The organism is Streptomyces sp. NPDC088707, assembly GCF_044752725.1.
In the GTDB taxonomy this organism is placed as follows: domain Bacteria; phylum Actinomycetota; class Actinomycetes; order Streptomycetales; family Streptomycetaceae; genus Streptomyces.
Genome location: NZ_JBIVLV010000019.1, coordinates 41,599 through 67,111 on the forward strand (window position 1 = coordinate 41,599; position 25,513 = coordinate 67,111).

24 protein-coding genes are annotated in these 25,513 nt (G+C 70.4%); 16 read left to right on the plus strand and 8 right to left on the minus strand.

The annotated features are described in order from the left end of the window. Positions 1 to 71 precede the first annotated feature (71 nt). The gene (locus tag ACIP84_RS37300) at positions 72 to 1,880 is read right to left on the minus strand and encodes a bifunctional metallophosphatase/5'-nucleotidase (RefSeq protein ID WP_401804579.1); all 1,809 of its coding nucleotides are present in this window, start codon (positions 1,878 to 1,880) and stop codon (positions 72 to 74) included. Positions 1,881 to 2,042: 162 nt separating this feature from the next. Between ACIP84_RS37300 and mshD the strand changes: the two genes are divergently transcribed. From mshD to ACIP84_RS37335, 7 genes are all read left to right on the plus strand, one after another. Beyond that, entirely contained in the window at positions 2,043 to 2,969 is a 927-nt protein-coding gene (gene mshD / locus ACIP84_RS37305) for a mycothiol synthase (RefSeq protein ID WP_401804580.1), read from the plus strand. A 104-nt stretch (positions 2,970 to 3,073) separates the two neighbouring features. Then, on the plus strand, positions 3,074 to 3,457 hold the full coding sequence (locus ACIP84_RS37310; RefSeq protein ID WP_401804632.1) for a GntR family transcriptional regulator: 384 nt from the start codon (positions 3,074 to 3,076) through the stop codon (positions 3,455 to 3,457). Then, entirely contained in the window at positions 3,454 to 4,302 is an 849-nt protein-coding gene (locus ACIP84_RS37315) for an ATP-binding cassette domain-containing protein (RefSeq protein ID WP_401804582.1), read from the plus strand. The genes ACIP84_RS37310 and ACIP84_RS37315 overlap by 4 nt, the downstream gene beginning before the upstream one ends. After that, the gene (locus tag ACIP84_RS37320; protein WP_401804585.1) at positions 4,299 to 5,267 is read left to right on the plus strand and encodes an ABC transporter permease; all 969 of its coding nucleotides are present in this window, start codon (positions 4,299 to 4,301) and stop codon (positions 5,265 to 5,267) included. Before ACIP84_RS37315 ends, ACIP84_RS37320 begins: the two co-directional genes overlap by 4 nt. A 259-nt stretch (positions 5,268 to 5,526) precedes the next feature. Further along, on the plus strand, positions 5,527 to 7,794 hold the full coding sequence (locus tag ACIP84_RS37325; protein ID WP_401804588.1) for an RNA degradosome polyphosphate kinase: 2,268 nt from the start codon (positions 5,527 to 5,529) through the stop codon (positions 7,792 to 7,794). Next, on the plus strand, positions 7,781 to 8,782 hold the full coding sequence (locus ACIP84_RS37330) for a CHAD domain-containing protein (RefSeq protein ID WP_401804590.1): 1,002 nt from the start codon (positions 7,781 to 7,783) through the stop codon (positions 8,780 to 8,782). Before ACIP84_RS37325 ends, ACIP84_RS37330 begins: the two co-directional genes overlap by 14 nt. Beyond that, positions 8,779 to 9,231, plus strand: coding sequence for an NUDIX hydrolase (locus ACIP84_RS37335; protein ID WP_355964354.1), 453 nt, complete (start codon positions 8,779 to 8,781; stop codon positions 9,229 to 9,231). Before ACIP84_RS37330 ends, ACIP84_RS37335 begins: the two co-directional genes overlap by 4 nt. Here the strand turns inward: ACIP84_RS37335 and ACIP84_RS37340 are convergent. Continuing rightward, positions 9,182 to 10,597: a recombinase family protein gene (locus ACIP84_RS37340; RefSeq protein ID WP_401804593.1), complete on the minus strand. Its 1,416-nt coding sequence runs from the start codon at positions 10,595 to 10,597 to the stop codon at positions 9,182 to 9,184. The genes ACIP84_RS37335 and ACIP84_RS37340 overlap by 50 nt on opposite strands. Positions 10,598 to 11,122: 525 nt before the next feature. Between ACIP84_RS37340 and pstS the strand changes: the two genes are divergently transcribed. From pstS to pstB, 4 genes are all read left to right on the plus strand, one after another. Beyond that, positions 11,123 to 12,265, plus strand: coding sequence for a phosphate ABC transporter substrate-binding protein PstS (gene pstS, locus ACIP84_RS37345; RefSeq protein WP_355964352.1), 1,143 nt, complete (start codon positions 11,123 to 11,125; stop codon positions 12,263 to 12,265). A gap of 107 nt (positions 12,266 to 12,372) precedes the next feature. Beyond that, a complete protein-coding gene (pstC, locus tag ACIP84_RS37350) occupies positions 12,373 to 13,347 on the plus strand; it encodes a phosphate ABC transporter permease subunit PstC (protein ID WP_355964351.1) in 975 nt (324 codons plus the stop codon). Further along, on the plus strand, positions 13,344 to 14,417 hold the full coding sequence (pstA, locus tag ACIP84_RS37355) for a phosphate ABC transporter permease PstA (RefSeq protein ID WP_355964350.1): 1,074 nt from the start codon (positions 13,344 to 13,346) through the stop codon (positions 14,415 to 14,417). Before pstC ends, pstA begins: the two co-directional genes overlap by 4 nt. Positions 14,418 to 14,446: 29 nt before the next feature. After that, positions 14,447 to 15,223: a phosphate ABC transporter ATP-binding protein PstB gene (gene pstB / locus ACIP84_RS37360; protein WP_355964349.1), complete on the plus strand. Its 777-nt coding sequence runs from the start codon at positions 14,447 to 14,449 to the stop codon at positions 15,221 to 15,223. A 126-nt stretch (positions 15,224 to 15,349) separates the two neighbouring features. On the opposite strand, the gene ACIP84_RS37365 is transcribed toward pstB, so the two are convergent. Together ACIP84_RS37365 and ACIP84_RS37370 are read right to left on the minus strand one after the other, a co-directional pair. Then, entirely contained in the window at positions 15,350 to 16,348 is a 999-nt protein-coding gene (locus ACIP84_RS37365) for an inorganic phosphate transporter (RefSeq protein WP_355964348.1), read from the minus strand. 6 nt (positions 16,349 to 16,354) lie between these two features. Beyond that, entirely contained in the window at positions 16,355 to 16,975 is a 621-nt protein-coding gene (locus ACIP84_RS37370) for a DUF47 domain-containing protein (protein ID WP_015035093.1), read from the minus strand. Positions 16,976 to 17,167: 192 nt separating this feature from the next. On the opposite strand from ACIP84_RS37370, the gene ACIP84_RS37375 reads away from it, so the two are divergent. Then, positions 17,168 to 17,524, plus strand: a complete 357-nt coding sequence (locus ACIP84_RS37375; RefSeq protein WP_229315229.1) for a metal-sensitive transcriptional regulator — start codon at positions 17,168 to 17,170, stop codon at positions 17,522 to 17,524. 49 nt (positions 17,525 to 17,573) lie between these two features. Here the strand turns inward: ACIP84_RS37375 and ACIP84_RS37380 are convergent, their stop codons facing one another. From ACIP84_RS37380 to ACIP84_RS37395, 4 genes are all read right to left on the minus strand, one after another. Continuing rightward, positions 17,574 to 17,759 (minus strand): hypothetical protein, encoded by a 186-nt coding sequence (locus ACIP84_RS37380; RefSeq protein ID WP_355964347.1) that lies wholly within the window; start codon positions 17,757 to 17,759, stop codon positions 17,574 to 17,576. A gap of 128 nt (positions 17,760 to 17,887) precedes the next feature. Then, positions 17,888 to 18,733 carry a hypothetical protein gene (locus tag ACIP84_RS37385; RefSeq protein WP_401804598.1) on the minus strand — a complete coding sequence of 282 codons (846 nt, stop codon included), beginning with the start codon at positions 18,731 to 18,733 and terminating at the stop codon, positions 17,888 to 17,890. A 360-nt stretch (positions 18,734 to 19,093) separates the two neighbouring features. Then, entirely contained in the window at positions 19,094 to 19,816 is a 723-nt protein-coding gene (locus ACIP84_RS37390; RefSeq protein WP_401804601.1) for a phosphatase PAP2 family protein, read from the minus strand. A 231-nt stretch (positions 19,817 to 20,047) separates the two neighbouring features. Next, a complete protein-coding gene (locus tag ACIP84_RS37395) occupies positions 20,048 to 21,073 on the minus strand; it encodes an NlpC/P60 family protein (RefSeq protein WP_401804634.1) in 1,026 nt (341 codons plus the stop codon). A gap of 324 nt (positions 21,074 to 21,397) precedes the next feature. Here ACIP84_RS37395 and ACIP84_RS37400 point away from each other — a divergent pair, with 324 nt between their 5' ends. The 4 genes from ACIP84_RS37400 (at position 21,398) to ACIP84_RS37415 (ending at position 25,498) form a co-directional block, all read left to right on the plus strand. Then, positions 21,398 to 21,706 (plus strand): hypothetical protein, encoded by a 309-nt coding sequence (locus tag ACIP84_RS37400; protein WP_017242359.1) that lies wholly within the window; start codon positions 21,398 to 21,400, stop codon positions 21,704 to 21,706. A 96-nt stretch (positions 21,707 to 21,802) separates the two neighbouring features. After that, positions 21,803 to 22,639, plus strand: coding sequence for a hypothetical protein (locus ACIP84_RS37405; RefSeq protein ID WP_401804603.1), 837 nt, complete (start codon positions 21,803 to 21,805; stop codon positions 22,637 to 22,639). Then, positions 22,629 to 23,948 carry a hypothetical protein gene (locus tag ACIP84_RS37410; RefSeq protein WP_401804606.1) on the plus strand — a complete coding sequence of 440 codons (1,320 nt, stop codon included), beginning with the start codon at positions 22,629 to 22,631 and terminating at the stop codon, positions 23,946 to 23,948. Before ACIP84_RS37405 ends, ACIP84_RS37410 begins: the two co-directional genes overlap by 11 nt. Continuing rightward, entirely contained in the window at positions 23,945 to 25,498 is a 1,554-nt protein-coding gene (locus tag ACIP84_RS37415) for an SCO6880 family protein (RefSeq protein WP_355964342.1), read from the plus strand. Before ACIP84_RS37410 ends, ACIP84_RS37415 begins: the two co-directional genes overlap by 4 nt. The last annotated feature ends 15 nt before the right edge of the window (positions 25,499 to 25,513 follow it).

Here is a 25,513-nt window from a genome sequence, read left to right on the forward strand (position 1 = left end):
GTGCCGCGTACCCGAAACGCGAAGGGGCGGCGGACCGTCGAACGGTCCGCCGCCCCCTCGGACGTACGGAGTTACTTCACGACCGTGATCCGGCCCGTCGCCGGCGGGGCCAGCGGGGCGGTCGCGGTGGAGTGCGCCGCCAGGTAGGCGGTGAACACGTCCAGGTCGGACGCGCCGACCAGCTTGTTCTTGTGCTCCTTCAGGACGGCGAAGCCGTCACCGCCACCGGCCAGGAACTCGTTCATCGCGACCCGGTAGGTCTTCGACGGGTCGATCGCCTCGCCGTTCAACTTCACCGAGGACACCACGATCCGGTCGGCGCCGATCTTCGTCATGTCCAGGGTGTAGGTGAAGCCCTTCGAGATCTGGAGGATCTTCGGAGCGGCCTGGTTGGCTCCGCTGACCTGCTGCTGCAGCGTGGTGATGAGCTGGGCGCCGGTCAGGTCGACCGCCGTCATCATGTTGGTGAACGGCTGGACCGTGTACGCCTCGCCGTAGGTCACCACACCGTCGCCCTCGGCGCCGGACGCCTTGTGGACCAGCGGCGCGCGGACACCGCCCGGGTTCATCAGGGCCAGCTGCGCGCCGCCCTTGTCGGCCGGGGCCATGCCCTCGAGCTGCGCGTCGGCGATCAGGTTGCCCAGCGGCTTCTCGTACGCCGTCGCGTCGAGGGGGTTGTCGATGTCGGCGGAGATGTGGCCGACGGGACGGCTCGCGATCGGCGCCGCCAGCGCGTTCCAGCGGGTGATCAGCCGGGTCATGTCCTCGGCCTTCGGCACGTCACGGGTGACGACGTGGTTCGCGGAGGCGACGGCCGTCCGGACGATGTCCTTCGTACGACGGTCGTAGGTGAGCGTCGTGTCGGTGTAGAGCCGGCCGAAGGAGGCCGCCGAGGTGACCGTGCGCGGCTTGCCCGCGGGGTCCGGGATGGTGCACGCGTACGCCTGGTGGGTGTGGCCCGTGACCAGGGCGTCGACCTGCGGGCTGACGTTCTTCGCGATGTCCACGATCGGGCCGGAGATGCCGTTGCCGGGACCGGGGCTGTCACAGTCGTAGTTGTACGCGCCCGAGGCCGGCAGGCCGCCCTCGTGGAGCAGGGCGACGATCGACTTCACGCCCCTGCGCTCCAGCACCTTGGCGTACTTGTTGATCGTCTCGACCTCGTCGCCGAACTTCAGGCCCTTGATGCCCTCGGCGGAGACGATGTTCGCCGTGCCCTCCAGGGTCACGCCGATGAAGCCGATCTTGACTCCGTTGCGCTCCCAGATGAAGTACGGGTCGAGCAGCGGCTTGCCGCTCTTCTCGTTCGTCACGTTGGCGGCGAGGTACGGGAAGTCCGCGCCCCGGAACCGCTTGCCCTCCTCGAAGCAGCCGGCGGTCGGGTGACAGCCGCCGTTCTGGATGCGGGCCAGCTCGCGCGCGCCCTCGTCGAACTCGTGGTTGCCGACCGAGCTCACGTCGAGCTTCAGCTTGTTGAGCGCCTCGACGGTCGGCTCGTCGTGGAACAGTCCGGAGAGCAGCGGCGAGGCGCCGATCATGTCGCCCGCGGCGGCGGTGACGGAGTACCGGTTGCCCTGGCGGGCCTGCCGCAGGTGCGTGGCCAGGTACTCGACGCCGCCCACGTCGTTGAGGGTCTCGGTCGTGCCGTCTTCCTTGAGGCGGGTGAGCCGCCCCGCCGAGCCGGTCGGCGGCTCCAGGTTGCCGTGCAGGTCGTTGAAGGAGAGCAGCTGGACGTCGACGTACCGCCCGTGGCTGCCCCCGCTCTTGGTCCCCGAGGCGCCCGCGGGCAGCGCGGCGACGAGTGCGCCGACGGTGGCGAGCCCCGCGCCGACGGCGAGTATCCGCGCGGCTGTCCTCTTCTTCTTCGGTGTCGCTGCCATCGCTCCCCTTGTCCCCGCGCCCGTTCCGGTGCGCCTCTCGACTGCTGACGTGCCAGCGAAGCCTAGAGTCAACGCGCGTAGCGCAACAGGGGGTAGCGGGTTACGAGACAGTTGCCGTCGCCTTTCCCCGGGGCGGCCGTGCGTCACCGTAGTCTCGGGTCCATGACTTCCGACGCGGCGCCGGCCCTCGAACCCGGACGGCAGATCCACACCTACGACGAGCTCACGCCCGAGCAGATCCAGGACGTACTGGACCTGCTGAAGGCCGCGGACCAGGCCGACGGCGTGCACGCCGTCTCCGAGCAGGGCCGGCTCTACCTCCGGCACGGCGGCCGGGAGGGCGTGCGGCACTTCCTCCTCACCGTCGGCCCCCACCTCTACGGCTACGCCCAGCTGGAGGAGACCGACCCCATCGAGGCCCCGGCCGCCGAGCTCGTGGTCCACCCCGGCCACCGCGGCCGCGGCCACGGCCGGGCACTGGGCACCGCCCTGCTGGCGGCCTCCGGCAAGCGGCTGCGCGTCTGGGCGCACGGCGGGAAGTCCGCCGCCCGGCACCTCGCCCAGGTCCTCGGCCTGACCCTGTTCCGCGAGCTGCGCCAGCTCCGCCGCTCCCTGACCCCGCTCGACATCCCGGAGCCGGTGTTCCCCGAGGGCGTCACCGTCCGCACCTTCGTCCCCGGCCAGGACGACACGGCCTGGCTGGCCGTCAACTCCGCGGCCTTCGCGCACCACCCGGAGCAGGGCTCGCTCACCCAGCGGGACCTGGACGACCGGATGGCCGAGCCGTGGTTCGACCCGAAGGACTTCTTCCTCGCCGAGAAGGACGGCCGGGTCGTCGGCTTCCACTGGACGAAGACCCACGCCGAGGAGCAGCTCGGCGAGGTGTACGTGGTCGGCATCCTGCCCGACGCCCAGGGCGGCGGCCTCGGCAAGGCGCTGACCGCGACGGGCCTGCGGCACCTGGCGGCCCAGGCCCTGCCGACGGCGATGCTGTACGTGGACGCGGACAACACGGCGGCGGTGACGGTGTACGAGCGGCTGGGCTTCGTCACGCACGAGGTGGACCTGATGTACCGCACGGAGTCCTGACATCGGCGTCCTGAACACATAGGCGGCAGGGGGCGGTTGACACCGCCCCCTTCTTTCCACCACCCTTTCACTACTTGATTAGTGAAAGGGTGGTGGAAGCGATCGTGGTCGAGTACCGCATCGACCGGCGCAGTGGCGTCGCCACCTACCTCCAGATCGTCCACCAGACGAAACAGGCCCTCCGGATGGGCCTCCTGGAGCCCGGCGACCGACTGCCCACCGCACGTGAGGTCGTCGAAGCGACGGCCATCAATCCCAACACGGTCCTCAAGGCCTACCGCGAGCTCGAACGCGAAGGTCTCGTCGAGGCCCGCCGCGGCCTCGGCACCTTCGTCCGCGCCACGCTCGGCACCGGACCGGCCGACTCGCCCCTGCGCGGCGAACTCGCCGACTGGGCCCGCCGCGCCCGCACCGCGGGCCTGGACCGCGAAGACGTGGCCGCGCTCTTCACATCCGTACTGAAGGAACACTTCGAGGGGGACGAATGACCGACCTGGTCATCGAAGCCGAGGATCTCGGCCTGCACTACCGACGGCGCGGCGGGATCTGGGCCCTGAAAGACTGCACCTTCGCCCTGCCCGCCGGCCGTATCGTCGCCGTCGTCGGCCCCAACGGGGCAGGCAAGTCGACCCTCCTCACCCTGGCCGCAGGCCTGTTGCGGCCCACGCAGGGCCGAATCAGGACACCCGCGCGGGACCGTCTCGCATACGTCGCCCAGGACAAGCCTCTCTACGGACAGCTCACCGTCGCCGAGACACTGAGGCTGGGCCGCGAGCTCAACCCGGAGCGCTGGGACCCCGCCACCGCCGAACGCGTCGTCGCGGCTGGGCCCCTGCCCCAGAGCGCCCGGGTCCAGTCCCTCTCCGGCGGCCAGCGCACCCGCCTCGCACTCGCGCTCGCCCTCGGCAAGCGGCCCGAGATCCTGCTCCTCGACGAGCCGATGGCCGACCTCGACCCGCTCGCCCGGCACGAGCTCATGGGCGCCCTCATGGCCGACGCCGCCGAACGCGGCACGACCGTCCTCATGTCGTCACACATCCTCACCGAGCTGGAGGGCGCCTGCGACCACCTGCTCCTCGTGCAGGACGGCCGGATCCGCCTCGACGGTGCGATCGACACGCTGATCGCCGCGCACACGCTGCTGACCGGGCCGGTCGCCGACCTCGCCCCTCACACCGTCGTCGACTCCCGCACCACGGGCCGTCAGCTCACGGCGCTGATCCGTCGGGAGGGCCCGATCGAAGGCCCCTGGAAATCCGCCGAACCATCCCTTGAGGAACTCCTCCTCGCGCATCTCCGTGCCACGCGCACATCGGAAGGAGCCTCCGTATGAGCACCCTCGTCCTCAAGGGCCCCTACTGGGTGACGGTTCGCCAACACCGGAAGGCTCTCTGGTGGTCGCTCGCACTCGCCGCCGTCGGGGTGGTGGTGATGGCCGCCTCGCGGCTGTGGTCCGACAGCGCGGTGGAGGGGCTGCGTGCGACAGGCTGCGCCTTCGACAGCACGGACCCGGCCTGCTTCCAGAACGCCCGCGACTTCGCCGACGGCCAGTGGTTCGCCAGGAATCTCCTTGGCTACGTCTCCATGGGCATGCTCGTCCTGCCCGGCCTGCTCGGGGCGTTCGTCGCGGGCCCGATGCTCGCCCGCGAGCTGGAGTCCGGGACGTACAAGCTGGCATGGACTCAGTCGATCAGCCCGGCCCGCTGGCTCGCCTCCAAGGTGGCCGTGCCCACCGCGCTCACCCTCACCGTCGTCACACTGCTGAGCCTGGTCTTCCACTGGTCATGGTCGACGGGCCCCACCAACGACTTCCCCACGTACTGGTACGACCCGGCCATGTTCGTCTCCTTCGGCATCGTGCCGGTGGCGCACACCCTCCTGGGTCTGGCCCTGGGCACGGTCATCGGCCTCCTCGTCCGACGTACGGTCGTCGCGATGGGGGTCGCAGCGCTTGTCATCGGAATGGCCATCGCCGCCCTCGCCTGGCTGCGCGAAGGGCTCTGGCCCATCCAGACGCTGACCGGCCACGGGCTGTCACCGCGAGGCGACGTCTGGCAGCTGAGCACGGGCATGCTCACCACGTCCGGCGAGCGCCTCTCCTGGGACGACTGCTACGTCGCCCGGCCGCAGAACGCCAGGCAGTGCATGACCGACCGAGGTGGCGTCGCCGAGTTCATCGACGTCCACCCGGCCTCGCACTACTGGCCTCTCCAGCTCGTCGAGACCGGCATCTGCCTCGCCCTCGGCGCGCTCGCGCTGTACGCCGCCTTCCGCGTCCTGCGCACCCGGCACCCGTAGGGGCGCACCGACACCCGTAAGGCGCACCGGCACCCGTAAAACATTCGAACGATCAGAGGCGGGGCCCGCACACGGCCCCGCCCCCGATTCCCGTACGACATGTCGTCGTTACCGGCCATTCAGACGCGCTTGCGACGCTCACGCAATGAAGCGCTCCGTGACCCCGCCCGGCAGGGCGGCCCTCCCCAAGGGGAGACTTCCCTCCCCCACGGCCCGCTCCGACGCGCCCGACCACCCCTTCGCGCGGAAGAATGGGGCCATGAGCCAGCAGCCCGCCGAGGTCCCGGTCCAGTCCTCCGCCACGCCGTCCGTTCCGCCGTCCGCTCCGTCGGCCGCCTCGCCCTCCGCCGACTCCATAGCCGCGCGCCGCGCGACCGTGGTGAACGGTGCCGTCGTGACCGACCTCGACGCGGAGCTCGACTCCGACCCGGACACCTACGAGGACGACGGCGCGCTCGGCGACGAGCTGCCTCAGGGCCGTTTCCTCGACCGGGAGCGCAGCTGGCTCGCCTTCAACGAGCGCGTGCTCGAACTGGCCGAGGACCCCACAACGCCGCTCCTCGAACGGGCGAACTTCCTCGCGATCTTCGCGTCGAACCTCGACGAGTTCTTCATGGTCCGGGTCGCCGGCCTCAAGCGCCGCATCGCCACCGGCGTCGCCACCCGTTCCGCCTCCGGCCTCCAGCCCCGCGAGGTCCTGGACCTGATCTGGACGCGCTCGCGCGAGCTCATGGCCCGGCACGCCGCCTGCTTCCAGCAGGACGTGGCCCCGGCCCTGGCCGACGAGGGCATCCACCTGATCCGCTGGCCCGAGCTCACGGAGAAGGAGCAGGCGCGCCTCTTCACCCTGTTCCGGCAGCAGATCTTCCCGGTCCTCACGCCGCTGGCCGTGGACCCGGCCCACCCCTTCCCGTACATCTCGGGACTCTCGCTCAACCTCGCCGTCGTCGTGCGCAACCCCGTCAGCGGCCACCGGCACTTCGCCCGCGTGAAGGTGCCGCCGCTGCTGGCCCGCTTCCTCGAAGCCTCCCCGCAGCGCTACGTCCCCCTCGAGGACGTCATCGCGGCGCACCTGGAGGAGCTCTTCCCCGGCATGGAGGTGCTCGCGCACCACATGTTCCGGGTGACCAGGAACGAGGACCTGGAGGTCGAGGAGGACGACGCCGAGAACCTTCTCCAGGCCCTGGAGAAGGAGCTCATGCGGCGCCGCTTCGGCCCGCCGGTGCGCCTGGAGGTCGAGGAGTCCATCGACCCGTACGTCCTCGACCTCCTCGTCCGCGAGCTGAAGGTCTCCGACGCCGAGGTCTACCCGCTGCCCGGCCCGCTCGACCTCACCGGCCTGTTCGGCATCGCCGGGCAGGACCGGCCCGAGCTCAGGTTCCCCACGTTCGTGGCCGGCACCCACCGGGACCTCGCCGAGGTCGAGTCCGCGTCCGCACCGGACATCTTCGCGGCGCTGCGCGAGCGCGACGTCCTCCTCCACCACCCCTACGACTCGTTCTCGACGTCCGTGCAGGCCTTCCTGGAGCAGGCGGCGGCCGACCCCGACGTCCTCGCGATCAAGCAGACGCTGTACCGGACCTCGGGCGACTCGCCGATAGTCGACGCCCTCATCGACGCCGCCGAGTCCGGCAAGCAGGTCCTCGTCCTCGTCGAGATCAAGGCCCGCTTCGACGAGCAGGCCAACATCAAGTGGGCGCGCAAGCTGGAGGAGGCCGGCTGCCACGTCGTGTACGGCCTCGTCGGCCTGAAGACCCACTGCAAGCTGTCGCTCGTCGTACGGCAGGAGGGCGAGCTGCTGCGCCGCTACTCCCACGTCGGCACCGGCAACTACCACCCGAAGACGGCCCGCCTCTACGAGGACCTGGGCCTGCTGACCGCCGACCCGCAGGTCGGCGCGGACCTCTCGGACCTGTTCAACCGGCTCTCCGGCTACTCCCGCCGCGAGACGTACCGCCGGCTGCTCACGGCCCCGAAGTCGCTGCGCGACGGGCTCGTCTCCCGGATCACCAAGGAGATCGCCCACCACCGCGCCGGCCGGCCCGCGTACGTCCGGATCAAGGTCAACTCGATGGTCGACGAGGCCGTCATCGACGCCTGCTACCAGGCCTCGCGTGCGGGCGTCCCGGTCGACATCTGGGTCCGCGGCATCTGCGCCGTACGCCCCGGGGTCACCGGCCTCTCGGAGAACATCCGGGTCCGCTCGATCCTCGGCCGCTTCCTGGAGCACTCCCGGATCTTCGCCTTCGGCAACGGCGGCGAACCCGAGGTGTGGTTCGGCAGCGCCGACATGATGCACCGCAACCTGGACCGCCGGATCGAGGCCCTCGTGCGGGTCTCGGACCCGGCGCACCGGGCAGCGCTCACCCGGCTCCTGGAGACCGGGATGTCCGACACCACCTCCTCCTGGCACCTCGGCCCCGACGGGAACTGGACGCGGCACGCGACCGACCCCGAGGGCCGACCGCTCCGGCACGTCCAGGAGATGCTCATCGACGCGCGGAGGCGCCGGCGTGCACAACCCTGACCAGTCGCAGGACGTCTCGGCGGGCGAGGTCCTGGCCCCCTACCTGCACGCCCGGGCCGCGGACTTCCTCCGCGGGCTCCGGCTCCACGGCGAGAGCGGCTCGGACACGGCCGGATCGGAGGAGGCGGCCCGCACGCTGCGCGGTGCCGCCCGCCGCATCAGCGGGACACTCCACACCTTCCGGCCGCTGCTCGACACGGCCTGGGCGGACCAGCTGCGCACCGAGCTCGCCTGGCTCTCGGGCACCCTCGCCCTGGAGCACGCCTGCACCTCGCGGCTGGTCCGCCTGGTGGACGCGCTGTCCCGCCTGTCGAGCGGCACGGGCGGGATGAACGGCAGCGGCCCCGTCCCCGCCGCCCGCGGCAGCGAGGCGGCCGGCCTCACCGTCGGCGCCGCCCGCGCGGGCGCCCTCCTGGAACGGCAGCTGACACTGGCCCGGACGCGCGCCCACTCGGCGTCGCTCCAGGCACTGGGCTCGGCCCGATTCCACGCCGTCGCCGACGCCGTCGCGCTCCTCGCCTCCGAGGTCCCGCTCGGCCCCGCCGGCAGCGCCCCCGCCGTCGAGGTCCTGGACGGCCCCGCCGAGGTCGCCGAACGGCGCCTCCTGGACGCGGTGGCCGCCCTGCCGCTGACGCGGGCGGCCCACCCGTACAACGCGGACGCCCTCGCGCTGGCCGCCGGGGAGAGCCAGGACGCCCCCTGGCACCACACACGGCTCCTGCTCCGACTGCACCGCTACGCCACCGAGGCCGTGCACACCGGGGGCGAACCCGACGCCGTCCTGTTCGAGGCCGCCCGCGCCCTCGACCGGCACCGGGACGCCGCCGAGGCCGCGGCGGCCGCCGCCGCGGCGGCCCGCACCCCCCGGATCGCCCCGGTGACCGCGTACGCCCTGGGCGTCCTCCACGCCGACCAGCGCCACGAGGTCGAGGCCTCCCGCTTCGCCTTCCAACACGCCTGGCGGAGAACGACGGCCTCCGTCCCGTGAGCGTCCCCGCCCCCGAGCCCCCGATCCTCGCCGCCGGCTGCCTCCTCTGGCGCCCGGCGCGTTCCGGCCACGGCATCGAGATCGCCCTCGTCTTCCGACCGAAGTGGTCCGACTGGTCCCACCCCAAGGGCAAGCTCAAGTCCGGAGAAGAGGCCCGAGCGGCCGCGGTCCGCGAGGTTCGAGAGGAGACAGGCATGACGTGTGTGCTGGGCGTCGAGTTGCCCACCGTCCGCTACCAGGTCCAGGGCCGTCCCAAGGAGGTCCGCTACTGGGCGGCCGAGGCCACGGGCGGCTCGTTCGAACCGAACCGGGAAGTGACACGTCTGCTGTGGCTCGCCCCTGAAGCCGCCCGCGCCTGCCTCACCCAGGAGAGGGACAAGCACTTGATCGGCGTGTTCCTCAGGGGGCGCGGCGCCCGGAAGTCGTCTCCCGGCGCCACTCGGGGATGAGCAGGGCGGGGTCGAACGGCGCCTTGTCGCTGATGCCCTCCGGGACAGGCAGGACGAGGACCGACGCGAGGATGCGTGTGATCACCGCGCGCTTCTCGTGCACGGTCGTGCGGGCCCACTTCTCCGGACTCCACGCGCGCAGCAGCTTCTCCTCCGCCTGCTCCTCGGCGTGCTCCCGCCGTTCCGACTCCAGACTCTCGATGTGCCGCCCGAGCCTCATCAGCAGATCCCGGACGTCGTCCCAGGCCACCTCACCGCTGACGAGCGACGACTCGATTCCGCCTCGCGCTGCTCGCAGCTCGGCCAGCTTCTCCTCGCCGCGCCACGCGGCCGTGTCAGGAGCACCGTCCGTGGCGTGTTCCTCGAGATGGCCGATCACCAGCCCTTCCAGAAACGCGTCCACGGGAGCCACCCTCCGGCCCACACCTCTGCAGTTGGGGTCCCCGCAGCGGTAGTAGTCGCCGTACTTCGCGTTGCGCCCGGTGGCCCTGTTTCCGCAGAGCCGGGACCGGCAGATCTGCCCCAGGTCGTTGAGACGCCCGCACCGGAGTACGCCCGAGAACAGGTAGACCCGGGGAGCCCGCGCGATGGCTTCCGGGGCCGCGGCACGTCCCAGCGCCAGGCCTCGTCGCGCGCGCCCGGCCCGCACCTCGTTCATGATGCCGATCCATGTCGCGCAGCCGACGCCGTCCCGAGCCTCGTCGGCGTGGTCCCACCGGCCGATCACCGGTTCGCCGGTGGCGGGATCCCGTACAAGTGCACCGTCCAGGACACGGCCGCCCCACCAAGCGGGATGGGTCACCAGCCCCCTCACTCCCTGCTCCGACCAGCGACCCTCCCTCGCCGTCCTGACCCCCCTCCGGTTCAGGTCGGCGGCGATCCCCCGCCATGACCCGCCGGCCGCCCGCGCCTTGATCATGCTCAGCAGGTGGGGCCACTCCTCGTCGTTCCTGTGTTTGTTCCCGATCCGGTGAGGGTCCGTGGAAGCCCCCAACCAGCCGAACCGACGCGGCCCGGCGTGAACCCCGCCTTCCTCTGCACGGTCGGCTCGGCGCCTGGCTGTACGGGCCCGCACTCGGTCGACTTCGCCCGGTCCCGACGGCGCGTCCGCCTCGGTGAGATCAACCGCCACGGCCCCCTCGACGAAGACCCCACCACCGGCCATGGCAAAGGCGTCCTGGAAAGCGACGAAGTCACGGGAGAGGCGGTAGACCCTCTCCCGCTCGACGCTGACGCACCCCCGGACCGGAACACCCGTCTCCCTCTCGGAGCCGTGAGCGATGTCCTGGCACATGCGCCGGAACGCCGGCCTCGGCGTCTCCTCCTTGGCAGCCGTCAGATTGTTGTCCTCGTAGTGCAGGACCACGGCACACCCGAGAGCCGCCGCACTCCTGGTGTTGCCGCGGTGCTGACGCGTGACACCGACGGAGTCCCCGTCCAGTCGGTCTGCGGAGATCCGTGCGTACGAGATCAAGGGTGTACGTCCGTGCAACCAGCCCTCCACGGTCCCGCCCCCGTCGAGCCACGCCTGGAGCGCGGGGGCGACGAAACAGCGGGAGAAGGTCCTGGACGGTCGCTCAGGGTCACGCGTGTCGAGCATGCGCATGTCGCCTTCCTGCATCGCGGTCGACACGACGACGGCCAGTAGCACCGGAAGGGCACGCGTCCGCCCCGCCCAGCCTCACCCCCGCCCCCACGACCCGCACCCGGCCTTACGGCACGGTTCACTTTCCGTTCACTCTGTTCCGTCGACCGCTTCACCTGTTCTGCCTAATTTCGGCCTTACACGGTGCAAGAGCACAGCGATGCACCACCCACCGACACACGCCGCCGTAGAACGTTCAGGACACTCGGTCCGCGACAGGGCGGCTTCTGGAAGGAACACCCGAAAGTGAAGCTTTCGCGCAAGAACGGGCTTCGCGCCTCCGCGATCGGTGCCCTCGTCGTCTCCGGTGCGCTCGTCCTCTCGGCGTGTGGCTCGGACAACAACACGGAGACGCCGGCCAAGGAAGGCGGCACGAAGACCTCCGCCGCCGCCTCGGACATCGCCTGTGAGGGCGCCAAGGGCCAGCTCCTCGCCGCCGGTTCCAGCGCGCAGAAGAACGCGATGGACCTCTGGGTCAAGAACTTCCAGGCCGCTTGCTCCGGTGTCGAGATCAACTACCAGGCCATCGGCTCCGGTGGCGGTATCACCAAGTTCAACCAGGGCCAGGTCGCCTTCGCGGGCTCCGACTCCGCCCTGAAGGACGAAGAGGTCGCCGAGTCGGCGAAGATCTGCAAGACCGGCAAGGGCGTCAACCTGCCCATGGTCGGCGGCCCCATCGCCATCGGTTACAAGCTGGACGGCGTCGACAACCTGGTCCTCGACGCCTCCACCATCGCCAAGATCTTCGACAACAAGATCACCAAGTGGAACGACCCGGCGATCGCCAAGCTGAACCCGGGCGCCAAGCTTCCCGACAGCACGATCCAGGCCTTCCACCGCTCGGACGAGTCGGGCACCACCCAGAACCTGGGCAAGTACCTCTCCACCGCGGCCGCCGCCGACTGGAAGCACGACCCGAAGTCGAAGTCGTGGCCCGCCCAGGGTGGCCAGGCCGCCAACGGCTCCTCCGGTGTCGCCACCTCCGTCAAGGACGCCGAGGGCTCCATCGGCTACTTCGAGCTCTCGTACGCCACCGCGAACAAGATCTCCACCGTCAGCATCAACACCGGTGCCGCCGCCCCGGTCGCCGCCTCCTCGGAGAACGCGTCCAAGGCCATCGCCGCCGCCAAGGTCAAGGGCACGGGCAGCGACGTCGCCCTCTCCCTCGACTACGCGACGAAGGCCGAGGGTGCCTACCCGATCGTCCTCGTCACCTACGAGATCGCCTGCGACAAGGGCAACAAGGCGGAGACCCTGCCGACCCTGAAGGCGTTCCTCAACTACACCGTGAGCGAGGAGGGCCAGAAGGTCCTCGCCGACGCCGGCTACGCCCCGCTCCCGGCCGAGATCGCCGCGAAGGTCCGCGCGATCGTCCCCACCCTGTCCTGACCCCCGGCCGGGTCCGGCCCCCCGCTCCGGGGGGCCGGACCCGGCATCCGGTGCACCGCCGCCAGGAGCCCGTACGTCCGTAGGGGCCCCGCAGACCGGAGAAGCAGATGGCTACCACCACACCAGACATAAAGAGGAGCCGGAGCGCCAAGAGCGCCTCCCGCCCCGGGGACCGCATCTTCAGCGGTCTGTCCCGAGGCTCCGGCATCACCCTCCTCGTGATCATGGCCGCGATCGCCGGCTTCCTCACCTACCGCGCCGTCCTCGCGATCTCGAAGGACAGCACGAACTTCTTCACCACCTTCGAGTGGAACCCGGCCGGCGACCCGCCGGTCTTCGGCATCGCCGTCCTCGCCTTCGGCACGGTCGTCTCGTCGGTCATCGCCATGGCGATCGCCGTGCCCGTCGCGATCGGCATCGCGCTCTTCATCTCGCACTACGCCCCGCGCAAGCTGGCCAAGCCGCTCGCGTACGTCGTCGACCTGCTCGCCGCCGTGCCCAGCATCATCTACGGCCTCTGGGGCGCGATCTTCCTCGTCCCGTACCTGGACGGCCTCAACAAGTGGCTGAACGAGTACTTCGGCTGGACGTACATCTTCGACAAGGCCAACGAGGGCCCGGCCCGCAACCTCTTCACCGTGGGCATCCTGCTGGCGATCATGATCCTTCCGATCATCACCAACGTCTCCCGTGAGGTCTTCCTCCAGGCCCCGAAGATGCACGAGGAAGCCGCCCTCGCCCTCGGCGCCACGCGCTGGGAGGTCATCCGCATGTCGGTGCTGCCCTTCGGCCGCTCCGGCATCATCTCCGCCTCCATGCTGGGCCTCGGCCGCGCACTCGGCGAGACCATGGCCGTCGCCGTGGTCCTCTCCCCCAGCTTCCTCATCTCGGGCCACCTTCTCGACCCGGGTGGCGGCACGTTCGCGCAGAACATCGCCGCCAAGTTCAACGAGGCCAACGAGTTCGGCCGGGACGCGCTGATCGCGTCCGGTCTCGTCCTCTTCGCCATCACCCTGCTGGTCAACGGCGCGGCCCGCTGGATCATCGGCCGCCGCAAGGAGTACTCGGGGGCAGCGGCATGAGCCACGCCATACAGGACCGTCCGGTCGCGACGGTCAAGCGCGCCAGTTCGCTCTCCAGCGCCCGCCTCCCCCGCTGGAGCCCGATCGCCATCGCCGCCGGCTCCGTCGCCGCGGGCATCGGCATCGGCATCGCCGCCGGCTGGCACAGCAAGGTCCAGTGGGGCATGATCGCCGCGCTGCTCTTCGTGCTCACCACGTACGTGCTCACCACCAAGGTCGAGGGCAGCCGCCAGGCCAAGGACCGCGTCGCCACCAGCCTCGTCTGGGTCTGCTTCATCCTGGCCGTCGTCCCGCTGCTCTCCCTCGCCTGGGTCACGATCAGCAAGGGCATGGAAGTGCTCGACCCGTACTTCCTGAGCCACTCGATGAACGGCGTCCTCGACGCCGAGGCCGGCGGCGGTGTCTACCACGCGCTGCTCGGCACCATCGAGCAGGTCGCCATCGCGACCGTGATCGCCGCCCCGATCGGCCTCCTCACCGCCGTCTACCTCGTCGAGTACGGCGGCGGCAAACTGGCCCAGGCCGTCACCTTCTTCGTCGACGTCATGACGGGCATCCCGTCGATCGTCGCCGGCCTCTTCATCCTCGCCACCTGGAACCTGATGCTGGGCTTCGGCCCCTCCGGTTTCGCCGGCGCGATGGCCCTCGCCATCCTGATGATGCCGGTCGTGGTCCGCTCCACCGAGGAGATGCTCAAGCTCGTCCCGAACGAGCTCCGCGAGGCCTCCCTCGCCCTCGGCATCCCCAAGTGGCGCACCATCCTGAAGGTGGTCCTCCCCACCGCGATCGGCGGCATCACCACGGGCGTCATGCTCGCGGTCGCCCGCATCACCGGTGAGACGGCCCCGGTCCTGCTCCTCGTGTTCGGTACGAAGCTCATCAACCCGAACCCCTTCGAAGGCGCTCAGTCCTCCCTGCCGCTCTACGTGTACGAGCAGTACGCGGTCGGCACCGACGCAGCCGTGTCCCGCGCATGGGCCGCAGCGCTCGTCCTGATCGCCTTCGTCATGATCCTCAACCTGGTGGCCCGCGGCATCGCCCGCTGGAAGGCCCCCAAGACCGGCCGCTGACCAGCGACCACCTCTGGAAGTGAACTGATATGGCCAAGCGAATCGACGTCAGCGGCCTCTCCGCGTACTACGGCGCCCACAAGGCGATCGACGACATCTCCATGACCGTCGAGCCCCGCTCCGTGACGGCCTTCATCGGCCCGTCCGGCTGCGGCAAGTCCACCTTCCTGCGCACCCTGAACCGCATGCACGAGGTCACTCCCGGTGGCCGCGTCGAGGGCAAGGTGATGCTGGACGACGAGAACCTGTACGGCTCGAACGTCGACCCGGTCGCCGTCCGCCGCACGGTCGGCATGGTCTTCCAGCGCCCGAACCCCTTCCCCACCATGTCGATCTTCGACAACGTGGCGGCGGGCCTGCGGCTCAACGGCAAGTACAGGAAGTCGCAGCTCAACGAGATCGTCGAGAAGTCCCTCAAGGGCGCCAACCTCTGGAACGAGGTCAAGGACCGCCTGAACAAGCCGGGCTCCGGCCTCTCCGGCGGTCAGCAGCAGCGTCTGTGCATCGCCCGCGCCATCGCGGTCGAGCCCGACGTCCTGCTGATGGACGAGCCCTGCTCGGCCCTCGACCCGATCTCGACGCTGGCGATCGAGGACCTCATCGGCGAGCTGAAGGAGCGCTTCACGATCGTCATCGTGACGCACAACATGCAGCAGGCCGCCCGCGTCTCGGACCGCACGGCCTTCTTCAACCTGGCGGCCGTCGGCCAGCCCGGCAAGCTGATCGAGCTGGACGACACCGAGCGCATCTTCTCCAACCCGAGCGTCCAGGCGACCGAGGACTACATCTCCGGCCGCTTCGGATAGAGACTCGTCTACGGTGCTGCATGGCGGTGCCACCGTAAGACGAAGGGCCCGGCTCCCCCACAGGGGAGCCGGGCCCGACCATTTCAAGCCACCCTCGGCCTCAGCCGAAGAACAGCTGCATCACCGTCAGCCGAAGAACAGCTGCACCACATAGAAACTGGCCGCAGCGACGAGCGCCGCCGCCGGCATCGTGATGAACCAGCCCAGGATGATGTTCTTGGCGACGCCCCACCGCACCGCGTTGACCCGCTTCGTCGCGCCCACGCCCATGATCGCGGAGGTGATGACGTGCGTCGTCGAGATCGGCGCGTGGAAGAGGAACGCCGAGCCGAACATGATCGACGCGCCCGTGGTCTCCGCCGCGAAGCCCTGCGGCGGGTCCAGCTCGATGATCTTCCGGCCGAGCGTCCGCATGATGCGCCAGCCACCCGCGTACGTACCCAGCGAGAGCATCACGGCGCACGCGATCTTCACCCACACCGGGATGTCGTCGCCGGAGTCCTGCACGTCGGCGATGACGAGGGCCATCACCACGATGCCCATCGTCTTCTGCGCGTCCTGCAGACCGTGGCCGAGCGCCATGCCGGCCGCCGACACCGTCTGCGCGATGCGGAAACCGCGCTTGGCCTTGTGCGGGTTGGCCTTGCGGAACATCCACATGATCGCGCACATCACCAGGTAACCGGCCACGAGGCCGACCACCGGCGAGATGAACATCGGGATGACGACCTTGTCGAGGACGCCGCCCCAGATGACCTCCGTACCGCCGGCGAGTGCCGCACCCACCATGCCGCCGAACAGGGCGTGCGAGGAGGAGGACGGCAGACCGAAGTACCAGGTCACCAGGTTCCAGATGATCGCGCCGACCAGCGCGGCGAAGAGGATTCCCATCCCCTTGTCGCCGTGCGGCGTCTCGATCAGGCCCTCGCTGACCGTCTTGGCGACCCCGCTGCCCATGAAGGCGCCTGCGAGGTTCATGACGGCGGCCATGGCCAGGGCCGCACGGGGGGTCAGCGCACGCGTCGACACCGAGGTGGCGATGGCGTTGGCCGAGTCGTGGAAGCCGTTCGTATAGGTGAAGCCGAGCGCGACACCGATGGTCACGATCAGAGCAAAGGTGTCCACGAAGCCTCAGGACTCCTTGACCGCGATGGTCTCCACCGTGTTGGCCACGTGCTCGAACGCGTCGGCCGCCTCTTCCAGCACGTCGACGATCTGCTTGAGCTTGAGCACCTCGATGGCGTCGTACTTGCCGTTGAAGAGCGTCGCGAGCAGCTTGCGGTGGATCTGGTCCGCCTGGTTCTCCAGCCGGTTGACCTCGATCCAGTACTCGGTGAGGTTGGCCATCGTCCGCAGGTTCGGCATCGCCTCGGCGGTCAGCTCCGCCGCCCGCGCCAGCACCTCGATCTGCTGCTCGACGCCCTTGGGGAGCTCCTCGACGTTGTAGAGGACGACCAGGTCGACGGCCTCCTCCATGAAGTCCATGATGTCGTCGAGGGAGGACGCGAGGTTGTAGATGTCCTCACGGTCGAACGGCGTGATGAACGAGGAGTTCAGCTGGTGGAAGATGGCATGGGTCGCGTCGTCGCCGGCGTGCTCCGCTGCCCGCATCCGCTCCGCGATCTCGGCCCGGGCGGAAGGCTCCGCTCCGAGCAGTTCCATCAGGAGTTTCGAGCCCGTGACGATGTTGTCCGCGGACGCGGCGAACATGTCGTAGAAGCTCGTCTCCCTGGGGGTCAGACGAAATCGCACGTGAGGTCCTCGGGGTGCTGGGTTTCGGTCAGGCTGATGCTAGGCGCATCATCCGGCCACGGCTAACCGGCGTCTCTCAGTGTCGCCCATCAGGCACAGTGAACAGCACGGGCCCCCGCCCCGATCGGCGGGGATCGGTACCATATACCCACGAGGGGTATACACCCCCTTATTGGACAACGGGAGGACGCCATGACGACCACCGAGGCGGACCAGGTCACCCCCGAGGCCGTCGAGGCCGTCGGGCCGGCCGACCACGAGCACGGCGTGCACGGTTACCACAAGCAGAAGGACGAGCACCTCAAGCGGCTCCGCCGGATCGAGGGCCAGATCCGCGGTCTCCAGCGGATGGTCGACGAGGACGTCTACTGCATCGACATACTCACGCAGGTCTCCGCCTCGACGAAGGCGCTCCAGTCGTTCGCCCTCCAGCTCCTCGAGGAGCACCTGCGGCACTGCGTCGCGGAGGCGGCGACCAAGGGCGGCGACGGCATCGACGCCAAGGTCGAGGAAGCCACGAAGGCCATCGCCCGCATGATGCGGACCTGATGCCTCCCTCCCGCTCCTCCCGTACGCGGTGGTGAGCCGGGCCGGCCCGTCAGAAATCCTTCACGGCCCGCTCCACCGCCACCCTCAGCACCTCGTCGATCCGGTCGGCGCTGAGCCGTTCCTCGTCCGCGGCCGACGCTGCGATGATCAGCTCGCCGCAGAGTTCGATCTCGGCGAGGGCGACGCAGTCGGGGTCTGCGGTCACGGTTGCTGTACCGGGCGGGGCCACGCGCATCCACCTCTTCCTGCCGGCGTCGGTCTCCCCTGCGGTCTCCCAGCGTAGGGACGGCGCCACGCACCGCGCATGACACGTCCGGACCATTTGCCGATGGTCCACGCCAGTACCGGGCCAGGTCAGGCCGTTCAGGCCTTGATCTTCCCGGCGTAGATGTCCCGGCGGTCCGGCAGCGCCACCTGGACGGGGACCCCGAAGCCGTACAGCAGGGTCGTCGACGCGACCGCGACCGTACGGCCCTGGTTGCTGAAGCTGAACTGGTGGCGCACCTTCCGCAGCCGCCCCTCCCCGTCGAGGTAGGCGTCGAAGGGCACGGTGTCCGTGGTGAACCCTTTCGCCGCCGCGGCGAGCGCTCCCCTGAGTTGCGGCGCGGCGACCCGGGCGGCGTGCGCGATGTCCGCGACCCCCCGGTAGTGGCTGACTTTCACCCCTGCCAGATCGACCTCTCCGACGTACGTGACCTGCCGGGCGCCCCGGAGCAGCTCCGCCGCGGCGGCCGGATCGGTGGCCCCGCCCGTGACGAGGTTCCCGTCATCGAGGGTGGTGGTGTCGACCCGTACCCACTTGTCGGCGGGCACCCCGGCCCCCCGGTTCTTCATGTAGAGGGCGCCGGGGGTGAGGAGCTCGGTGATCGGCCGGTGCTCGCTGGTCCCGGCCGCGTCCTTGGGCAGCACCACCTGGAGCCGGCCGGTACGGCGCCGGAAGTCGTAGCCGCCCTCGCCCCGGATGGTGACCCGCGTCCCGCCGGCGGCCATCTCCATGGAGGTGCTCGCCTTGGAGGTGCCGGCCTTCGTGAGCGCGTCGGGGGCGTTCCGTACGGCCAGGGTGGGGTCGACCTGCGGCCTGGGGTCCTCGGGGGCGGCGCACCCCGAGACCGCGGCGGTCCCGACGAGGGAGCCGACCAGGACGGCGGTGACGGCGAACGCCCCGCTCCCGCGTGTGCCCGGACGGCCGTATCGCAGCTGCACCACCATCGCCTGCCAACCCCCAACGCCTCACCGCTGTTTGCCCGGCCCGCCCTTCCCCGGGCCCGCGGGCCCTGGGGACGCCCGATCCGCATAACGACGGTCGAGGCGTGCCGTCACGCGCAGTACGGTGGTGAGGTGTACGCGCAGTCCTCCCCCCACACCACCACCACGTCGGAGCGCGGCTCGTTCGCGCTGGCACGCTGCAGTTGCGGCTGGACGGGCCCGGCCCGACGATCCCGCGACCGGGCCCGCACGGATGCGGCGGACCACGTCCGCACCGCGGAGGGCACGGAGAGCTAAGGGGTGTCTTGTCGGTCAGGCCGGATCACGGGCGTCGCGAGCCCGGCCTGACCGGCAAGACCTCCCCTAGGCGGCGAGGTCGTTGTGGCCGGGGCCGGGGGCCGGGCCCCCGATGCGGGGCTCGGGGATGCCGACCGCCTCCGGGTGCCGCGCCGGCTCGGCCCGGCGGGAGCGGACAAGGCCCGCGCAGCGGCCCGAGCGGGCGACGGCGGAGATCACCGGGGTGAGCAGCGCGAGGGCGAGCGGGGCCAGGAGCAGCGCCACCGCCGTACCGAGGGCGAAGCCGCCGATCACGTCGGTCGGGTAGTGGACGCCCATGTAGACCCGCGCGAAGCCCTCGGCGAGAGCGAGGCCGATCGCGACGAGCCCGAACCTGCGGTGGGCGACGAAGACACCGACGCCGAGGGCCATCGCCAGCGTGGCGTGATCACTGACGAAGGAGAAGTCGGTCTTCCCGGCGACGAGGACCTCGAGCCCCTGGTGGTCCCTGAAGGGCCGGGGACGCTCGACGAAGCCGCGGATGGGGATGTTCACCAGGAGGGCGACGCCGGCGGCCAGCGGGGCCCAGACGAGCCCGGCGACGGCCGAGACGGAGTCGGCCGGGGTGCCGCGGCGGCGCACGCTCCACCAGCACCACAGGACGACGAGGGTCATCGCGAGCATGATCCCGTACTCGCCGACGAACTCCATGACGCGGTCGAACCACGGCGGGGCGGCCTTGGCCAGCCCGTTGATGTCGTAGAGCAGGCTGACATCGGGGTTCGAACCGTCCGATGCGAGTCCAGCCATCTGCTGAGGCCCCTTGCTCTCGTGTCTGTGTTTTCCAACCCCCGTGGTCAGAGCGGTCGGACCAAGGAACGAACCGCCTGAGGCGCACGTTCCGATCTCTCCGGTGGATCATGACGACGTTATCGAAGAGTGACGGTTCACCGCAGCTCAGGGCCTGTGCATGACGGAGAGTTCCGGCCATGTCCGGTACGACCGGAAGGCGCGCGACGGCCGACGGCCCGTCTGCTCCGGTCAGGTCTGCGGGAGATGGGTGGGCAGCGCCGCCGCGCCCTCCGCGGTGACCCGGGTCGCACCGAAGTAGTCCGGGGTGTCGATCCGGTCGAAACGGATCACCGCCCCGGTGCGCGGTGCGTCGATCATGTATCCGCCGCCGACGTAGATGCCGACGTGCCGGATGGCCCGCGAGTTGGTCAGGTCGTCGGAGAAGAAGACCAGGTCCCCGGGGAGCAGCTCCTCGCGCGAGGGGTGCGGACCGGCGTTGTACTGGTCGTTGGCGACGCGCGGCAGCCGGATGCCGACGCTCTCGTACGCGGCCTGGGTGAGCCCGGAGCAGTCGAACCGGCCGTTCTGCGCGGCCGTGCCCGTACCGCCCCAGAGGTACGGGGTGCCGAGCTTCCCCTGCGCGTAGTGGATCGCACCGGCCGCCTGCCGGGACGGATCGACACGGCCGACGGGCTGGGCGAAGCTCTTCTCCAGGGACTTGATGATGCGCACATAGTTCCGGGTCTCGCTGATGGGCGGCACCCCGCCGTGCTTGATCACCCGGTACGCGCCCGCGTTGTAGGCGGCCAGCATGTTGCTCGCCGGGTCCCCGGGCACGTTCTTCACATAGCCGGCGAGCTCGCAGTCGTACGAGGCGGCCGAGGGGATCGCGTCCTCGGGGTCCCAGATGTCCCGGTCGCCGTCGCCGTCGCCGTCCACCCCGTGACCGGCCCACGTGCCGGGGATGAACTGGGCGATGCCCCGGGCGTCGGCCGAGGAGACGGCCCGCGGGTTCCAGCCGCTCTCCTGGTAGAGCTGGGCGGCGAGCAGGGCCGGGTTGATGGCGGGGCAGAGGTTCCCCCATCGCTGCACGAGCCCCTGGTAGAGCGCCGGGACCGCACCCTTGGCCAGCGACACGGGGCCGCTCGCGCCGCCCCTCCCGCCGGCGAGACCCGCCGCCGCCGAGTACGTACCGACGACGAGCAGCGCGACGAAGCTCAGACAGACCCCGAAGGCCCCACCGGCCACCAGCCACGCCTTGCCGGCCCTACGCACCGTCAACCACCCCTCGGCTCATGGCAGTACGCCCCCGGGGACGAGTCTAGGCGGTGGGCCGCCGACACCGCCCCAAGAGTGCAACAACGACAATCATTGCCCGGAGTCACTCTCCGTGATACACAGAGTGACCATACGCGTCTTTGCATAGAAACCGGCCAGACCACCGCAGGTCAAGACGGTCAAGTCGGTCAGATGTGCGGGGATCGGGTAAAGAGAGCCGTCAAGCCGTCACACGCGGGCGGTTTCATCAGCGAAGATAGGGCGATGACCCATGCCGTCCGGCAGGGGCGACTAACTACCCATACAGGGGCGGTGAGTTACATGTACCTGGCGGCAGAAAAAGGCGACATCACCACCATCATCGGTGGAATCGCCCCGAACTGGGGCCCCTTCGGCAGCCTGGGCGCCGAGGCGAAGATCATGATCGAGGTGGTGATGGCCGTGGCCATCCTGCTCTGCCTCGGCATCGCCATCTGGGGAGCGGCCAAGCAGCGCATCGGCGCGACCGCCCTCCGCGACACGTTCAGCGCGGAACAGGGCAAGGGCCTCATCGTGGCCGGCCTGACCGGCGTCTTCATCATCGGATCCCTGGGGACGCTGTTCACCATCGTGTACGGGATGGCCGTCTGACCCCCCGTCGGACACCACTCCCCTGAGAATGCGTTCCTCAGATGTCCAGCAAGACGTACTGCCCGTACCGCGAACCAGTGAGGGGGCGTTCCCGGCATGAGTCCCGGTGACGAGCACGACAGCTTCGGCGGCGTGGGCGGCTCGGGCCAGACCCGGACCCGCCTGCCGGAGGGCAACAGCGGCGACGTGTACGGCGGCGCCCGCCGCCCCGTCCGCAGCTCCCGCTCCCTCATCACCGTCGTCGGCGTGGTGGTCCTCCTCGTCGCCGCCATCGCCTTCGCCAACCGCGGCGGCGGCGACCCGGCGGACGCGGCGGGCCCCTCCTCCGACACCCCCGGCAAGACGGCCCCCACGGCGGCGACGGGCGTCCGCCCGGTCACCGGCAAGAACGGCCAGATCCCCACGGGCTACGCCCAGGACGAGCAGGGGGCGCAGAGCGCGGCGACGAACTACGCGGTGGCGCTGGGTTCGGTCGGCATGTTCCAGGACGGCCCCCGCGCGGACCTCGTCCGCGCCACCCACGACCCGGCCGTCGCGGACGACCTGCTGAAGCGTCTGGACGCCTCCTACACAGCCGAGTTCCTGACCGGCATCGGACTCGACGCGAACGGCGTCGCGCCCACCGGCCTCACCTTCGTGTCCCGCACCGTCCCGGTCGGCGCCAAGGTCCGCGACTACACGGACACCTCCGCGACGGTCGACGTCTGGTGCACCGGACTCGTCGGCCTCGCCGGCGCGGGCTCGACCAAGCCCGTCACGTCCACCTGGTTCACGCTCACCCAGAAGCTCACCTGGGTCGACGGCGACTGGCGCATCGCGTCGTCCACCCAGAGCGAGGGCCCCACCCCGGTCAACGGCGACAACCGCGCCTCCGTCGCCGACGACATCGCCGAGGCCGTCGAGGGATACGGAGGCTTCACCTATGCCCGCTAGCAGCCTGGCGGGCCGCCTGTCGGCCACGCTCACCGCCGCGTTCCTCGCCGCGCCCTTCCTTTCGCTCTCGACCGCCCAGGCCGCGCCCACCCCGACGCCGACCGCGCCCACCCCGTCCCCGAGCGCCTCGGACTCGCGCTGCGATCTCATCGTGGGCCAGGCCAGGGATCTGTGCGAGCAAGGCCAGACCGGAGGCGGCGGCGGCGCCCCCGTCACCGACCCCACCTCCGCCGTCGACCCCCTCAGCTCCCTCGCCCGCGGCTTCTCCGACGCCGCCATCGCCACCATCGACTACCTCTCCAAGGCCGTCAAAGAAACCGCCGACGTCGACTTCACCAACACGGAGTTCCTCGGCCGGTACGCCATCGTCTTCGCCGCCTCCACCGTCCTCACCCTCCTCCTCTGGCTCCTCGCCGTCGCCAAGCGCGCCGTCCGCGGCGTCCCCCTCACCACCGCGCTCTCCGAAGCCATCGGCTTCCTCTGGCTGACGGTCCTCGCCTCCGCCTTCACCCCCCTGATCCTCTACACCGTCGTCAACGCCACCGACGCCGTCACCGAGGTCATCGCCTCCGGCACCGGCAAGCAGACCGACGTCTTCTTCGGCAGCTTCAAGGAGGCCCTGCAGAAGGGCGACAGCATCGGCGGCGGCCCCATCATGCTGATCATCGTGTCCCTGGTGACCGTGATCGCCGCCGGCGTGCTCTACCTGGAGCTCTTCCTCCGCGCCGTGATGCTGTACGTCGGCGCCCTCCTCGGCGTCGTCGTCTACTCCGGCCTCGTCGACAAGAACATGTGGGGCCACGTCCGCCGCTGGGCCGGCATCATGATCGCGATCATCCTGGTCAAGCCGGTGATCGTCATCGTCCTGGGCCTGGCCGGCGCCCTCTCCTCCGGCACCGGCCCCGACTCGTTCTCCGCCGTCGTCTCGGGCCTCGCGATCATCCTGCTCGCGATCTTCGCCTCCGCGATGATCTACCGCTTCGTCCCCGGCTTCGGCGACGAGATCGCCGCCTCCCGCAACAACCGACTCCACCGCGCCGGCGAGAACGCGGCCGCGGCCGTCATCTCGTCCCCCGCGTCGCTCGTCTCCCAGGGCATCAAGACCCACAGCTCCCGCGGCGACGGCGGCGGCCAGGGCGGCCAGCCCGCCCGCCCCGCCAACCCGATGTCCGGCGGCATGGCCGCCCACAGCAGCCGCGGCGGAAGCGGCGGCGGCGGCGCGACTCCTCCGCCCCCGCCCCGCAGCAGCAGTCCCACCGCGGGAACCCCGCACAGTAGCCGCAAGAACTCTGGAGGTGCAGGGCGTTGACGACCCAGTCCCAGCCGGTCGCGCCCCGCCGTACGTATCTCGTGGGCCGTGCCCGGCCGAACGCGATCGTCGGCAAGAACCGTGAGACGGGCGAGATCGCCCTGATCATCGTCGGCGCCTTCCTCGGCATGATGAGCGGACTCCTCGTCCCCCTCCTCCCCCTGCGGATCGCGCTCCTCGCCGGCCTCCCGATGCTCGCGATCGCCGCCGTGTACCTTCCGTACAAGCACCGCACGTTCTACAAGTGGTTCGAGATCAACCGCAGCTACAAGCGGATGCTCAAGCGCGGCACGGCCTACCGCTCCGTCGTCACCGAGGCCGGCACCCACCTCGACGGCCGCGAGGTCGAGGTCGGCCCGCCGCCCGGCATCGGCCGCGTCGGCTGGCTCGCCGCCCCCTTCGGCCCCGACGAGATCGCCGTCCTCCTGCACGCCGACCGCCGCACCGTCACCGCCGCCATCGAGATCGAGGGCCCCGGCGTCGGCCTGCGCGACAGCGAGGACCAGGAGGCCCTGGTCGACCGCTTCGGCACCCTCCTCAAGCACGTCGCCAACGGCGACGGCTTCGTGACCCGCCTCCAGATGCTGGCCCGCACCCTCCCCGCCGACCCGGACGCCCACGCCAAGGACGTCGGCCAGCGCGGCGACCCGAACGCGCCGACGTGGCTCATGGAGTCGTACGACCAGCTCCAGTCGATGGTCTCCACCTCCAGCGAGCAGCACCGCGCCTACCTCGTCGCCTGCATGCACTACACGCGCGAGCTCGCCGCCGAGGCCAACGCCATGGCCCGCGCCGCCAGGCACGCCTCAGGCGCCCGCAAGCTCGACCGCGACGCCGGCCTCGCCGTCGTCATGGCCCGCGAGCTCACCGACATCTGCGCCCGCCTCGCCGAGGCCGACATCCGCGTCCGCCAGCCCCTCGGCCAGTCCCGGCTCGCCTCCCTCGTGCACTCCATGTACGACCCGGACCACCCCATCGACCACATCCAGGCCATGACGAAACGAAACGCTTGGCCCGCCGAACTGGACGCGATGGAGCCGACGTACCTCCAGGCGAAGACCCGCGAGTCCTCCACCCGGGCCCCCTGGTGCCATGCCACCGCCTGGGTGAAGGAGTGGCCGATGACCCCCGTCGGCGTCAACTTCCTCGCCCCGCTGCTCGTCCACACCCCGGACGTGATCCGTACGGTCGCCGTGACCATGGATCTCGAGCCCACCGAGGTCGCCATCGAGCGGATGCTCACCGAGAAGACCAACGACGAGGCCGACGCCTCCCGCGCCGCCAAGATGAACCGCACGGTCGACCCGCGCGACATCGCCGCCCACGGCCGGCTCGACCAGCGGGGTGAAGATCTCGCCAGTGGCGCGGCCGGAGTGAACCTCGTCGGGTACATCACGGTGTCGTCGCGTTCACCCGAGGCCCTGGCCCGGGACAAGCGCACGATCAGGGCCTCCGCCGGCAAGTCGTATCTGAAGCTGGAGTGGTGCGACCGCGAGCACCACCGGGCCTTTGTGAACACCTTGCCGTTCGCGACCGGCATCCGCCGCTAGGGCCGAAGGGGCACA